Below are 13,977 nucleotides of genomic sequence, written 5' to 3' on the forward strand. Positions count from 1 at the left end.
GCTCAGGTACGGCTCGGGTCGTGCACCTGCAGTGCCGCCGGCCTATCGCGGTGTATCGCGCCCGCCCGGGACGGCCGGGCGGCGCGTCGGCAACGGCGGGCATCGTCCGCGTCGAACCGCACGCGAACGATGCCCGCCTGTCGCCTTACGACTTGATCTTGCACTGCGCGGCCAGGTCGGCGCGCGTCTTGATCTGAATCTGCCCCTTGGTTGCGAACCGGGCGCCGTTGGCGTCCTTCACGACATCCACGCGGTAGAACTGCGCCACGGGGAACTGGTTGCTGGCGAACTTGAACGGCCCGCGCACCGACGAGAAATCGGCCGCCTTGAGTGCGGCGCGCAACGCTTCGCGATCCGCCACGTTGCCCTTGGTCTTCGTGAGGGCCGAGTCGATCAGGTTGGCGGCGTCGTAGGACTGCGCGGCATACATCGACGGCACGCGGTTGTATTTCTTCTGGAAGGCGGCCACGAACTGCTTGTTCTGCGCGTTGTCGAGATCGGGCGAGTACGGGGCGCTGGTGATGGCGCCGACCGCCAGTTCCTTGAGCGCGGGCAGGGTCGAGCCGTCGATGGTCGACACGGAGATCAGCGGAATCTTGCCGAGCAGCCCGGCCTGACGGTATTGCTTGACGAAGTTCACGCCCATGCCGCCCGGATAGAACACATAGACGGCGTCGGGCTTGGCCGCCTGCAACTGGGCGATTTCGGCCGAGTAGTCGGGCTGGTTGACCTGCGTGTACACCTCGTCGACGATCTGGCCCTTGTAGTCGCGCTTGAAGCCGTTCACGGCATCGCGTCCGGCCTGATAGTTCGGGGCCATCACGTACATCTTCTTGTAGCCCAGGTCGCTCGAGAGCTGGCCACCGGCCTCGTGCAGTTCGTCGTTATCCCACGACGTCGAGAAGAAGTTCGGCGAGCATTGCGCGCCGGCAATCGGGGTCGGCCCGGCATTCGAGCCGACCATGACCACGCCCGCATTCGTCACGGTCTTGTGGATGGCCATCATGACGTTCGAGAACGTCACGCCGGTGATGAGCGACACCTTGTCGCGCTCCACCAGCTTCTGCGCGGCCTGCACGCCAACGTCGGGCTTGAGCTGGTCGTCTTCCTTGATCACCTGCACCGGCACGCCGCCCAGTTTGCCGCCCTTTTGCTCGATGGCGAGCATGAAGGCGTCGTACTGGTCCTGGCCGAGCGCGCCGCCCGGGCCGGAGAGCGTGCCGATGAAGCCGATTTTCACCTGGGCGTGCGCGCCGCTCGAGGCGAATATCGCCGCGCCGGCGGCAAGGGCGCCGAGCACGGCGATGGCTTTGCGTTGCGTGGTCTTCGTTCCCGTCATCATGGTCTCCAAACTTAGTTCCAAAACAGGCAAACACTTTCCGCAGAGGACTCGCGCCGGGAGACTTGACCGCTTCTTCACGTCGGTCATCGCAGGCCAGGCGCGTCAGACTACCTAAATTGTTTAAGCGTCAAATATTTAAGTGCCCAGCGTAAACGACGCCTTTTACGTAGGCAAGCGATTTCAAAAACACCTCGGGAAAGCACCAGTTACAGGCCGAAGAACTCGCGGGCGTTCGCGGCCAGAATGCGGTGGCGAGCAACGTCGTCCAGATCGGGCTGTTCGGCCACCAGGCGACCGATGTCCTGCTCGCCGAGCGGGAACGGATGGTCCGAGCCGAGCATGACGCGCTCCGCGCCCAGGGTGTCGACCAGCAGGCGCAAGGCGCGCGGGTCGAACACGGCGCTGTCCACGTAGAAACGATCCAGATAATGGGACGGCGGATGCGGGCTGTCGGCACGCACGATGTCGCGGCAATGCCAGGCATTCTCGGCACGGCCCAGCAGATACGGGAAGGCGCCGCCGCCGTGAGCGAAGCACAGCTTGAGCGAGCGGGGCAGACGCTCGAACGCGCCCGAGAGGATCAGCGAGAGGATCGAGAGCTGCGTCTCGGCAGGCATGGCGACGAGCCACGGCATCATCCATCGCTTCATGCGGCCGTCGGTCATCATGTCCCACGGATGAACAAGCACGGGGATGTGTTCGTTGCCGCAGTGCCGCAAGAAGGCCACGAGCTGTTCGTCGTCGAGGTCCTTGTCGCCGAGATGGTTGCCGATCTGCACGCCGACGTGGCCGCTCGCTTTGGCGCGCGACGCTTCCGCGCAGGCCAGATCGAGGTCCTGAAGCGGTACTTGCGCCATCGCCTTCAAACGCGACGGCGCGTAGGCACAGTGCTCGAGCGCCAGATCGTTCATGCGCTGCACCCAGTCCATGACTGCGTGCCCGTCGTAGCGATAGCCGAACATGATCGGCGTGGCACAGACCACTTGCAGGTCGATGCCGTGACGGTCGAGTTCTTCAACGCGCAGCGCGGGGTCCCACAGCGCGCGGTAGACCGGTCGGAAGGCGCGGTCGTCGATCATGATGTTGCCGGTCTCGCCACCGTCGTCGATGCGCAGCCACGGCGCGGTAGCGGGGTCAAGGCGGGCCGCCTCGTCCCGCGTGATGCGCGGGAAGAAGTGGGCGTGCATGTCGATTTTCTTCATGACGTAACGGGTAAGGGGGTGGGCGCGGCGTCGCGAATCAGGCCGACGCCGGTGCCGTAGTCTTGGGTTGCGCGGCGCGGCCCGCGTGGATCTCGCCGCAACTCGGGCAGCGGCGTAGCGACTCGGTGCCGTAGAACGTTTCGAACAGCGGCGGCAGGTCGGTCACAATGCTCTTGAGCTGCACTTCCACACGGTGAACCCGCGTGCCGCATTGCAGGCAGTACCACTCGAAGCCGTCGAGCAGGCCGGGCGGGCGCTGGCGTTCGATCACCAGGCACAGGCTTCCCGCTTCGGGCCGCTGCGGCGAATGGCGCACATGCGGCGGCAGCAGGAAGATGTCGCCCTCCTTGAGGTCGATGCGCTCCGGGCGGCCGTCGATCCACAGATTGACCCACGCGTTGCCCTTGAACTGATAGAAAAACTCCTCGAGCGGGTCGTCGTGATAGTCGGTGCGATGGTTCGGTCCGCCCACCACCGTCACGATGAAATCGCTGTCCTGCCAGACCTGCTGATTGCCGACGGGCGGCTTGAGCAGCGGCGCGTGATCGTCGATCCAGCGCTGGAAATTGAAAGGCTTGCCATACGTCAACATGCTGTCTCCCGGGTCATGCGGCGTCAGGTGGAATCTCGGGGGGCTTCAACGCGAACGCGGCGCGTAGGCCACGCACTTGATTTCGATAAGCAGCAACGGATGCGGCAACTGGTGGACGGCCACCGTGGTGCGCGTCGGCCCGCTCTCGTCGAAATACTCGCCGTACACCGCGTTGTAGCCGCCGAAGTCGTTCATGTTCACGAGGAACGCGCCGACGTCGACCACGTCGGCAAGGGTGGCGCCTTCGCTGGCGAGAATGTCGCGAATGTTTTCAATGACGGCGCGCGTCTGCTCACGAATGTCGAGCTGCGTCACGCCCAGCGCATCGACCTGCGCACCGGCGTAGGTGTTGTCCGGGCGGCGCGAGCTGGTGCCCGAGACGAACAGAAAGTCGCCGGCGCGCTTGATGTGTGGGAACTTGCCGCGCGGCTTGGCCTTGCCGGCCACCACGCGGGCCTGCGTGTCTTGCGATGCGCTCATGTGTCGTCAGTCTCCGTTGTGCCTTGTTCTTGGGACGGCGCACGGGTGCGGGGGGCTCGACCCCCATCGATACCCCCGCACCGTCGCCTCACAGTTTGATGCAGATGTTGGTGATTTCGGAATAGAAGTCGAGCGAGTGGCGTCCGCCTTCGCGGCCCAGTCCCGAGCGCTTCACGCCGCCGAACGGCGTGCGCAGGTCTCGCAGGAACCAGGTGTTCACCCACACGAGCCCCGTCTGGAACTGACGCGCCACGCGATGCGCGCGCGACAGGTTCGTTGTCCAAACGCAACCGGCAAGTCCGTACTCGCTGTCGTTGACGCGGCGAATCACTTCGTCCTCGCTATCGAACGGAGCGACGTGGCACACGGGGCCGAAGATCTCCTCGCGCACGCAGCGTGCCGTATCGGGCAGGCCGGTCCAGACCGTGGGCTGGACGAAGGCGCCGTCGTCGCGGGCATCGCCGAAGGCGGGCACGCCGCCGCCGGTCACGACCGTCGCGCCTTCTTCCACCGCCAGACGATAGTACGCGAGCACCTTCTCTCGATGTTTGCGAGACACGAGCGGACCCATCTGCACGCCGATGGCGTCGGGTGCGTCGATGCGCAACGCGGCGGCGCGCTCGGCCAGCGCGGCGACGAACCGCTCGAAGATCGGCCGCTCGACATAGACGCGCTCGGAACACAGGCACACCTGACCCGCGTTGGTGAACGACGAGCGGACCACGCCATCGAGCGCGCGCTCGAAGTCGGCGTCCGCGAACACGACAGCGGCGTTCTTGCCGCCCAGTTCGAACGAGATTTCCTTCACGCCGTCGGCCACGGCCTTCATGATCGCGCTGCCGGTCCGCGACTCGCCGGTAAAGGTGATCGCCGCTACGTCCGGGTGTTTCGTCAGGTGTTCGCCGGCCGAGTCCGGGCCGAAGCCGTGCACGAGGTTGAAGACCCCGGGCGGCACGCCGGCGGCGTCCATCACCTCGGCGAGCAGGGTGGCGGAAGAGGGCGTTTCTTCCGACGGCTTGGCGACCACGCAGTTGCCCATGGCCAGCGCGGGGGCCACCTTCCATGTGAAGAGCAGCAGCGGCAGGTTCCACGGCGAGATGATGCCGATGACCCCGAGCGGTTTGCGTGTGACGTAGCTCATGACGTCGCCCCCGTCGGCGGCGCGCATGTCGTACATCTCGGTGCCGGCCGTCTTGACGAGATCGGCGAACATGCGGAAGTTGGCGATGCCGCGTGCGATGTCGAGGGTGCGGGCCTGTTCGACGGGGCGGCCCGTGTCGGCCACTTCGGCCGCGACGAAATCGTCGAAGCGTGCCTGGATGCCGTCGGCGATCCGATGCAGCACTGCGGCGCGCTCGGCGGGCGTGGTGTTGCCCCACGGCCCGTCGTGCAGGGCACGGCGCGCGGCGCGCACGGCGCGATCGACGGTAGCGGCGTCGGCTTCGCAAACCTTCGCGACGAGCCGCCCGTCGACGGGGCTGACATTATCGAACTGGCGATCGGTGGCAATGAACGCGCCATCTACGTAGTGCCGCAGCAGCGGCGGAGTCGCAAGGCTCACGAGGTCTCCTGGAGCAGGGTGTTTTGCGGGGTGGCGAGGGCGTGAACGCAAGCGCACAACCTCCGGATGCCCTCCAGTCTAGGCATCCGGTTATATAAAAAATAATGAAAACTAACGTGGTGTCTATTCCTGATTGGAATAGCAGGGGCGGCAAGGAACAGCAGCCAGACTCAGTGGTGCGCGTCGTGGCTCATTCGTGTGCGCGCTTCGCGCAGGTCGCGCGCATCGCGTGCTTCGCCGATGGCGGCGGGCGGCAGGTCGGTGTCGAGGCACTCGACCAGATGGGCGTTGAGCAATGCCGCGAGGCCTTCGCCGCCACGTCGCATGACGTAGTTGTGATTCCAGCGGAACAGCGGACGGGCAATGGGCGCGAGCTTGTTCATCCAGGCGCGCTCCGTATGCACGTCCCAGGCATAGCGCACGGCCGTGATCGGCCCTTCCGTGTCGAAGCACCACACGCCGGTGCCTTCCAGCTCGCCTGATGCGACACTGCGCACCTCGCGCATCGGGTCGACGTGCGTGACGCGCGTCTCGATGGTGAGCGTGTAGGGCAGCGCACCGTGCCAGGTCAGCACACGCACCGCGCCCACGCCTTGCGCGTCGCCCGGATCAAGCGTGCGCACGTCGCGCACGCACGGCCACCACCGTGCCCAGTGGTCGACGTCGCGAATCGCGTCCCAGACTTCGTCCAGCGGCGCGGTGAGCCGCCACAAGGTGAGGAAGTGATAGTCGTTCATGGCCGATCCCGGTCGTGGAGGGAGAGGGTGCCGTCATGCCCCTTCGGGCAGGGGAATTTCAGTATAGGCGGCATCCCGGGGTCCGGCGTGCCGCTCGTGTCGACCACGCCGGGTAATGCGAGCCAGGGCTGGACGGGCGAATTGCCGGCGGTGTCTGCCCGTTGTCGTTCCTTGCCATTTTTCGGGGCGATGTCATGAATCCATCACATTGTCTCCATAGAATCCCGAAGTGAAAACGTTTTCGTAAACGTTTACATTTGCAAAAAATCCGTCAACGGCAAATGTCGGCGGCACGACACAAGGGAGACTAGCGTGGCAGATATTCGGGACGTGGCGCAGCGCGCGGGGTGTTCGATTGCGACGGTATCGCGCGCGCTCAATTCGCCTCGATTGGTGCGTCCCGAGACGCTGGCACGCGTGCAGGCGGCTGCCGCCGAGCTCAAATTTCGTCCCAATGCGCTTGGCCGACAGTTACGCGGCGAGCGCACGGGACTGATCGGCGTGATGCTGCCCACGCTGGGCAACCCGGTCTTTGCCGATTGCCTGGAAGGCATTGAAGCGGCCATCGACGGCACGGGCCGACGGTTGTTGCTCGTTACCACCCAATACGACCCGGAGCGCGAGCGCAACGCCATCGAGACCTTGCTGCAACAGCGCGTTGATGGCCTGCTGCTGACGCTGGCCGATGCCGAGCACAGCGCGCTGCTCGACGATATCGCGGCGGAAGGCGTGGCATGCCAACTCGTCTATAACGATGCCCCGGAGCGTCCGTGCGTCTCCGTGGACAATCGGACCGCTGCCGCGCAGGGGGTGGCCATGCTGATCGAGGCGGGTCATCGCGACATCGTGATGGTGACGGGTGCGTTGCATGCATCCGACCGCGCCAAGCGCCGCTATCTCGGCTACGGCGATGCCATGCAAGCCGCTGGGCTGACGCCGCGGCCGGCCTTTGAGATCGACTTCAACAGCGGGGCCCGTGGCGAACGGGTGCGCGAATGGCTGGCGCAGCGCGAGCGCGACGGCGCGCGTCCCACGGCACTGTTCTGCTCCAACGATCTGCTCGCCCTTGGCGTGATGCGTGCCCTGCGCGAGGCGGGGCTGCGGGTGCCCGACGATATGTCGGTGCTGGGTTTCGACGGGCTGGGGGTGGGCGAGCTGCTCTCGCCGACGCTGGCGACTGTCGTGCAGCCGAGTGTGGACATCGGCCGTCATGCGGCGCAACGCCTGCTCGCCCAGATCGACGCGCGCGCCGGCGCGACGCCCTCGCACGACGCCTCACTCGGCCACGCGCTAATTCTGCCGCACGAGATTCGCCGCGGCGGCACGGTGTCGGCACCGCCGCGCCGGCGGGGGTGAGACGCGCCATCGAACGCTATTGCACGGTTTTGAAGGGAAGGTAGTCGCAAGGAAAGCGGCCGACGACTGGCTCCGGAAAGAGAGTTCAGCGCCGGCCAAGGCAATCAGGCATCCGGGCACGAGGCCCGCACATATCCGGCGGCACGTGAGTTCCGCCAACGCTCAGACATTCAGGAGCTTACCAACATGAAGCTTTGGATCACCCGCGCCGCCCGCACGCTGGCGCTCTTCACCCTGCTCGGCGCTGGCGCCGCGCAGGCCCAGCAGACAGCCATCTGCTACAACTGCCCGCCGGAATGGGCCGACTGGGCCGGTCAGGTCAAGGCGATTGCGCAAGACACCGGCATTCGCGTGCCGCTCGATAACAAGAACTCCGGCCAGGCCGTTGCGCAATTGATCGCCGAGCAGAAAGCGCCGGTGGCCGACATTGTGTACCTGGGCATCACGTCTGCCATCGAAGCGGCGAAGAAGGGCCTGCTCGCGCCGTACAAGCCGGCGAACTGGGATCAGGTGCCGGCCGCCATGAAGGATCCGAACGGCATGTGGACGACGATCCACTCGGGCACGGTCGGCTTCTTCGTGAACCGCGACGCGCTGGAAGGCAAGCCGGTGCCGCGTTCGTGGGCCGACCTGCTCAAGCCGGAATATCGCGGCATGGTGGGTTACCTGGATCCGAGCAGCGCATTCGCCGGCTATGCCGCCGCGATTGCCGCCAATCAGGCGCTCGGCGGGTCGATGGACAACTTCGGTCCGGCCATCAGCTATCTCCAGAAGCTCAAGGCGAACGCCCCGATCGTGCCGAAGCAAACGGCGTATGCGCGCGTGCTCTCGGGTGAGATCCCCATCCTGATCGACTTCGATTTCAACGCCTATCGTGCCATCTACAAGGACCACGCCAACGTGCAGTTCGTGATCCCGAAGGAAGGTACCGTGTCGCTGCCGTACGTGATCGCGCTCGTGAAGAACGGCCCGCACCCGGACAACGGCAAGAAGGTGATCGACTACACGCTGTCCGACAAGGGCCAGGCGCATTGGGCGCAAGCGTTCCTGCGTCCGGTGCGCGCGAGCACGATGCCGGCCGATGTCGCCGCCAAGTTCTTGCCCGCGAGCGACTACGCGCGGGTGAAGCCGGTCGATTTGCAGAAGCTCGCCGCGCAGCAGGACGCGTTCGGTCAACAGTATCTGAAGAACGTGCGCTAAGCACGCAGGGTCGTTTCGCCCTGACGTTCAACGAGGAAGAGGAGCAAAACAAGCGATGCGTGACCTGACTCTGCCGCGCGGCTGGCGCGTGGCACTGCTGCTACCGGCGCTGGCGGTCTTTCTGGCGTTCTGGCTGTTGCCAATGGCTGCCCTGGTGCAGGTGAGCGGCGACGGTCACGCGTTTGAGACCTATCGTGCCATTCTCACCAATGCGCGTTATCTCGACAGCCTGTGGCAGACCATCGTGCTCTCGGCGCTGGTCACCCTTGCCACGCTGGCGTTATCGCTGGTGGCGGGCCTCTTCCTCACCCGTCACGACTTCCTGGGGAAATCGGCGCTCGTATCGATGCTGACCCTGCCGTTGGCGTTTCCCGGCGTGGTGGTCGGCTTCATGGTCATCATGCTGGCGGGTCGTCAGGGGCTCATCGGCGATCTGTCGGCGAAACTCCTTGGCCACAAACTCGTGTTCGCGTACTCGCTCACCGGGCTTTTCATCGGCTACCTGTATTTCTCGATTCCGCGCGTGATCCTCGCCGTGATGGCCGCGGCGGAGTCGCTCGATCACTCGCTCACGGAAGCGGCCGCGTCGCTGGGCGCAGGGCCGTTCGCCATCGCGCGCGACGTGACGCTGCCTGCGCTGGCACCGGCGCTGATCGCGTCGGGCGCGATGTGTTTCGCCACCTCGGTCGGCGCATTCGGCACGGCCTTTACGCTGGCGACCGACATCGACGTGCTGCCCATGACCATTTACACCGAGTTCACGCTCAACGCCAACGTGGCGACGGCGGCGGCGCTCTCGGTGGTGCTCGGCGTGGTGACGTGGGCGGTGCTCATGCTGGCCCGCAATTTCACGGGGCAGGCGGTCGCCGCCGGAGGTTGATTCGCATGCTCAAGAAAACACTTTTCACGCTGCAACTGCTGCTCACGCTGCTGATGTGTGCGTTCCTGCTGGTGCCGGTGGGCATGTCGATTCTCGCCGGGCTGTCGGTGAACTATTTCCGGGGGCCGTCGGCCGGCCTCACGTTCAAATGGGTGATCCAGGTCTGGCAGGACTATCACGACGCGATTCTGAATTCGCTTTACGTTGGCGCCGCCACGCTTGTGCTGGTGACGCTGCTCGGGGTGCCGGCCGGTTACGTGCTGGCGCGCTGGCGCAGCCGCATGGCGCGCTGGATCGAGGAGCTGCTGACGTTGCCCATTGCGCTGCCGGGGCTGGCAAGTGCGCTCGCGCTGATCAGCGTGTACGGCGGCATGCGCGGCTTCCGCGAGAGTCTGGCGTTCATCGTCGTGGGGCACGTCATCTTCACGCTGCCGTTCATGGTGCGTGCCGTGGCGGCGGCGTGCGCCGACTCGCGCATCAAGCTGATGGAGGAGGGCGCGGCAAGCCTCGGCGCGGGTTTCCTACGGCGCTTCACGACGGTGGTGCTGCCCAACATTCGCAGCGAGATCGTGGCGGCCGCACTCATCGTGGTCACGCTCTCGCTCGGCGAATTCAACCTGACATGGATGCTGCACACGCCCGACACCAAGACGCTGCCCGTGGGGCTGGCGGACGCTTACGCGTCGCTGCGCCTGGAGATCGGCAGCGCGTACACCGCGGTGTTTTTCGTGATGATCGTGCCGTTGCTGGTCGTCATGCAGATGACGGCGCAACGGGCCAAAGTGTCGAACGGGAAAACGTCGACGCGTGGCCGCACTTGATCCGGCGGATGCGAGTACGCCACCGAATGCTTAGGATATGACGATGAAACTGACTTCCATCCCGATTCATCTCGAACGCTGTGCCAAGACGTTTCACGGCACCACGGTATTGCAGCCCCTCGATCTGACGATCGGGGCGGGCGAGACGCTGGTGTTGCTCGGCCCGTCGGGGTGTGGCAAGACCACGACGCTGCGCATGATTGCCGGACTGGAGCGGCCCGACGCCGGCGGCCGCGTGCGCTTCGGCGACGAAGACGTCACGCGTCTGCCCATCGAGAAGCGCCGCGTGGGGATGGTGTTCCAGAACTACGCGCTGTTCCCGAACTTCACCGTGCGTGGCAACGTCGCGTACGGCCTGAAGCTGCGAGGCCTGCCGTCCGCGCAGATCGACAAGCGCGTGAACGAGCTGCTCGACCTCGTGCAGCTCACGCCGTTCGCCGAGCGCGCGATCGCGCAACTCTCGGGCGGTCAGAAGCAGCGCGTGGCGTTGGCGCGCGCGCTCGCGCCGGAGCCGCGCGTGTTGCTGCTCGACGAGCCGCTCACGGCCCTCGACGCCAAGCTGCGCGAGACGGTGCGCGCCGATATGGATCGTCTGCTGCGTGGCCTGGGGGTCACGACGGTGTACGTCACCCACGATCAGGACGAGGCGATGGCGTTGGGCGATCGTATCGTGGTGATGAGCGCGGGTCGCATCGAGCAGATCGGCGCGCCGCGAGACATCTACTATCAACCGGCCTCGCGCCATGTGGCCAACTTTGTCGGCACGATCAATCGTCTGGCCGGCGTGTGGCGCGAGGGGCATTTCCATCTGGAAGGCGGCCGTTTTGCCTGCCCGAATGTGCGTGCCGACGTGCAGGAGTTGTACTTCCGTCCGGAAGACGCGGTGGTCGTGGCCGCGGCCGATGCGCCGCTCGTCGGCCGTATCGAGGAAGTGCAGTTTCTCGGCGACCGCACCCGACTGACGCTGGGCGGCGTGTCCGCCGCGGGGTCGGTGCTGGTCGAAGTGTCCAGCCGTCGCGAGTGTCGCGTCGGCGAACAGGTCGGGTTGTCGCTGCCCGCCGCCCATGTCTTTTCGCTTCACGGATAAACTGCCCATGCTGTTCGCACAAATCAGCGACCTTCACATCAAACGGCCCGGCAAGCTGGCCTATCGGCGCGTGGATACCGCCGCCTATCTCGAGCGCTGCGTGGCGCGTCTGAATACGCTGGTGCCGCGTCCCGAATTCGTTGTGCTGACAGGCGATCTCGTCGATTTCGGCGCGCGCGAGGAATACGAGCACCTGCGTCGTTTGCTCGCGCCGTTGCAGATCCCGTACTACCTCATCATCGGCAATCACGACGGTCGCGACGCACTGCGCGAGGTGTTTCCCGAGCACACGTATCTCGGTGAGCCGGGCAGCTTCGTGCAGTACACGGCGACGCTCGGCGCGCTGCGGCTCGTGGCGCTCGATACGCAGGACCCGCCCAACGGCGGTGGGCGCTTGTGCGACCAGCGTCTGCAATGGCTCGAAGCGGCGCTCGCCAGCGATACCGCCACGCCGACGGTGATCGCCATGCACCATCCGCCTTTCGCGTGTGGTATCGAGCACATGGACGCTCAGGCGCTCGACGCCGCCGATGCGGCGAAGCTCGCCGACGTGGTGCGCCGTTTCGACAACGTCGAGCGATTGATTTGCGGTCACGTCCATCGACCGATTCATACGCGCTTTGCCGGCACGATTGCGAGCGTATGCCCGTCACCGGCCCACCAGGTCGCGCTCGATCTGCGCGAGGGCGGACCGTCCGCGTGGGCGCTCGATCCGCCGGCGTTCCAACTGCATCGATTCACGCCGCAGGTCGGGCTGGTCTCGCATCTGGCCTTCGTCGACGATGCGGGCGGCTCGCATCCGTTCTATGACGCCTCGGGCGCCCTGATCGACTGAGGTGTCATCGGCGGCGGCCCGCGCGGCGGGGGCGCCGCATCTCGATGACACAACGACACGAGGCCCCCAAATTCGGGGGCCTCGTGTCGTTTACCGCGGGGCTGGATCAGAGCAGGTGATCGAGCGCGTCCGGACCGAAGACTTCACGATGCAGACGCTCAGCCGGCACGCCGGCGTCACGCAGGGCGCGCCATTGCGTCTGCATGAACGGCACCGGGCCGCACAGCAGGTAATCGGCGTTGGCAGGCAGTGCGAGGCGCGAGATGTCCATGCGGCCGGCGTAACTGAAGTCGGCGCCTTCGCGTTCGTGGCTTTGCGGCGTTTCGAAGAACGTCGCCACGCGCAGGTTGGGCAGTTGCGTTGCCGCGAACGTCAGGTGACGGCGCAGGGCGACATGCGAGCCGTGGCGGGCGGCATGCGCGAACAGAATCTCGCGGCGCGACCCCTTGGCCGCCAGCGCGGCGACCATCGACATCATCGGCGTAATACCGACGCCGGCGCTGAGCAGCACGAGCGGGCGAGCGTCGTCGAGCGACGTCGTGAACTCGCCGTACGGCGCGCTCACGAGCAGGCGGTCGCCGGCCTTCACATTCGCATGCAGCCAGTTCGAGACCTGACCGGCCGGCTTCGTTTCGTCTGCGGCCTCAGCCTTGACGGTGATGCGCCAGTGCGCGGCTTGCGGTGCGTCGGACAGACTATATTGGCGGCGTTGTTGCAGGCCATCCGGCAGCGTCACCGAGACGCTCACATATTGTCCCGGGGCGAACTCACCCGGCGAGCCACCTTCGGGCGTGCTCAGATAGTACGAGACGATGTGATCCGTTTCGCGGTCGACATCGGCCACCACCAGTTCGCGCAGCGCGCCCAGCGGCGAGTGCGTGCGTTCCGACAAACGAGCTTCGGCCGCGATCAGTTCGCCGGCGAGCAGCCAGTAGGCTTCGTCCCACGCGGCGATCAGTGCGGGCGTGGCGGCGTCGCCCAACACGTCCTTGATGGCGCCGAGCAGATGGCGGCCAACGATCGGGTAATGCGACGGCGTGATGCCGACCGACACGTGCTTGTGCACGATACGCTCGAGCACCGGCCCCAGCGCCGCGGCGTTGTCGATGTTCGCGGCGTACGCAAACACGGCCGAGGCGAGCGACTGTTGCTGCGCACCGCTGGCTTGATTGCCCATGTTGAAGAGATTGCGCAGCTCAGGATGGGCTTCGAACATGCTTGCGTAGAAGTGGCGCGTGATCGCAAGACCGTGCTCGCGCAAAACCGGAACACTCGCATCGATGTAAGGGCGGGAAGCTGCGGAAAGCATGGCAAAAACTCCTGAGTTTGTAAGATGCAATTCATATGCATCTTTTTTGTCGCACTTGTGGGTATTCCATTGGCACCGCCGGATCTCATTGTGCGGAAGATTCTCGGTGCGGCATTCGGTCGCCGGTGTCCCAGGGCTCACAACACGACCATCACTTTAGGGACCCGGCGAGCGCATTATAAGATGCAAATTAAATGCATATTATAGGGATGCGGCGTAATGTCGCATCGGCGCGACGGGTGCGACCGGCGCCACGAATGCCACCGATGCGATCAAGGCCTCGGCCGCGGCGGGCACGCGCGACGAGACCGACGAGGCCAACGAGACCGGAGAGGCCAACGAGACCGGCGAGACCGGCGAGACCGATGAGACCGATGAGACCGATGAGACCGATGAGACCGGCGAGACCGATGAGACCGATGAGACCGACGAGACCGACGAGACCGACGAGACCGATGAGACCGATGAGACCGATGAGGCCAACGAGACCGACGAGACCGGCGAGACCACTACGACCGAGGCAAGCGACGTCACTGACGCCACCAACGTCAGTGATGCAAGCCATGTCACCGGCG

14 protein-coding genes are annotated in these 13,977 nt (G+C 65.4%); 6 read left to right on the plus strand and 8 right to left on the minus strand.

Translation table 11 applies throughout. The features are described 5' to 3' along the window. Positions 1 to 145: 145 nt before the first annotated feature. From PCE31107_RS16750 to PCE31107_RS16775, 6 genes are all read right to left on the minus strand, one after another. Positions 146 to 1,339: an ABC transporter substrate-binding protein gene (locus tag PCE31107_RS16750; RefSeq protein ID WP_017234231.1), complete on the minus strand. Its 1,194-nt coding sequence runs from the start codon at positions 1,337 to 1,339 to the stop codon at positions 146 to 148. A 209-nt stretch (positions 1,340 to 1,548) separates the two neighbouring features. Then, the gene (locus PCE31107_RS16755) at positions 1,549 to 2,544 is read right to left on the minus strand and encodes an amidohydrolase family protein (RefSeq protein ID WP_150609925.1); all 996 of its coding nucleotides are present in this window, start codon (positions 2,542 to 2,544) and stop codon (positions 1,549 to 1,551) included. 37 nt (positions 2,545 to 2,581) lie between these two features. Then, positions 2,582 to 3,136: a 3-hydroxyanthranilate 3,4-dioxygenase gene (locus PCE31107_RS16760; RefSeq protein ID WP_150609927.1), complete on the minus strand. Its 555-nt coding sequence runs from the start codon at positions 3,134 to 3,136 to the stop codon at positions 2,582 to 2,584. Positions 3,137 to 3,181: 45 nt separating this feature from the next. After that, positions 3,182 to 3,616, minus strand: coding sequence for a RidA family protein (locus tag PCE31107_RS16765; protein WP_150609929.1), 435 nt, complete (start codon positions 3,614 to 3,616; stop codon positions 3,182 to 3,184). 88 nt (positions 3,617 to 3,704) lie between these two features. After that, entirely contained in the window at positions 3,705 to 5,177 is a 1,473-nt protein-coding gene (locus PCE31107_RS16770) for a 2-hydroxymuconic semialdehyde dehydrogenase (RefSeq protein WP_130026562.1), read from the minus strand. A 170-nt stretch (positions 5,178 to 5,347) separates the two neighbouring features. Continuing rightward, on the minus strand, positions 5,348 to 5,914 hold the full coding sequence (locus PCE31107_RS16775) for an SRPBCC family protein (RefSeq protein ID WP_130026561.1): 567 nt from the start codon (positions 5,912 to 5,914) through the stop codon (positions 5,348 to 5,350). A 312-nt stretch (positions 5,915 to 6,226) separates the two neighbouring features. Between PCE31107_RS16775 and PCE31107_RS16780 the strand changes: the two genes are divergently transcribed. The 6 genes from PCE31107_RS16780 to PCE31107_RS16805 all read left to right on the plus strand — a co-directional run bounded on the left by PCE31107_RS16780 (position 6,227) and on the right by PCE31107_RS16805 (position 12,093). Further along, positions 6,227 to 7,270, plus strand: a complete 1,044-nt coding sequence (locus tag PCE31107_RS16780) for a LacI family DNA-binding transcriptional regulator (RefSeq protein ID WP_130026560.1) — start codon at positions 6,227 to 6,229, stop codon at positions 7,268 to 7,270. A gap of 186 nt (positions 7,271 to 7,456) precedes the next feature. Next, a complete protein-coding gene (locus PCE31107_RS16785; RefSeq protein ID WP_150609931.1) occupies positions 7,457 to 8,470 on the plus strand; it encodes an extracellular solute-binding protein in 1,014 nt (337 codons plus the stop codon). A 55-nt stretch (positions 8,471 to 8,525) separates the two neighbouring features. Next, entirely contained in the window at positions 8,526 to 9,350 is an 825-nt protein-coding gene (locus tag PCE31107_RS16790) for an ABC transporter permease (protein ID WP_130026559.1), read from the plus strand. 5 nt (positions 9,351 to 9,355) lie between these two features. After that, the gene (locus PCE31107_RS16795; RefSeq protein ID WP_150609933.1) at positions 9,356 to 10,171 is read left to right on the plus strand and encodes an ABC transporter permease; all 816 of its coding nucleotides are present in this window, start codon (positions 9,356 to 9,358) and stop codon (positions 10,169 to 10,171) included. 43 nt (positions 10,172 to 10,214) lie between these two features. Then, positions 10,215 to 11,258 (plus strand): ABC transporter ATP-binding protein, encoded by a 1,044-nt coding sequence (locus PCE31107_RS16800; RefSeq protein WP_150609935.1) that lies wholly within the window; start codon positions 10,215 to 10,217, stop codon positions 11,256 to 11,258. Positions 11,259 to 11,265: 7 nt separating this feature from the next. Beyond that, positions 11,266 to 12,093, plus strand: coding sequence for a phosphodiesterase (locus PCE31107_RS16805; RefSeq protein ID WP_130026556.1), 828 nt, complete (start codon positions 11,266 to 11,268; stop codon positions 12,091 to 12,093). Between the two features lie 106 nt (positions 12,094 to 12,199). Here PCE31107_RS16805 and hmpA read toward each other — a convergent pair whose 3' ends face one another. Together hmpA and PCE31107_RS16815 are read right to left on the minus strand one after the other, a co-directional pair. After that, on the minus strand, positions 12,200 to 13,402 hold the full coding sequence (gene hmpA / locus PCE31107_RS16810) for an NO-inducible flavohemoprotein (protein WP_130026555.1): 1,203 nt from the start codon (positions 13,400 to 13,402) through the stop codon (positions 12,200 to 12,202). Between the two features lie 190 nt (positions 13,403 to 13,592). Next, complete coding sequence (locus PCE31107_RS16815) at positions 13,593 to 13,967, minus strand: hypothetical protein (protein WP_150609937.1); 375 nt, start codon at positions 13,965 to 13,967, stop codon at positions 13,593 to 13,595. Between the last annotated feature and the right edge of the window lie 10 nt (positions 13,968 to 13,977).

The organism is Pandoraea cepalis, from assembly GCF_902459625.1.
Taxonomy (GTDB): domain Bacteria; phylum Pseudomonadota; class Gammaproteobacteria; order Burkholderiales; family Burkholderiaceae; genus Pandoraea; species Pandoraea cepalis.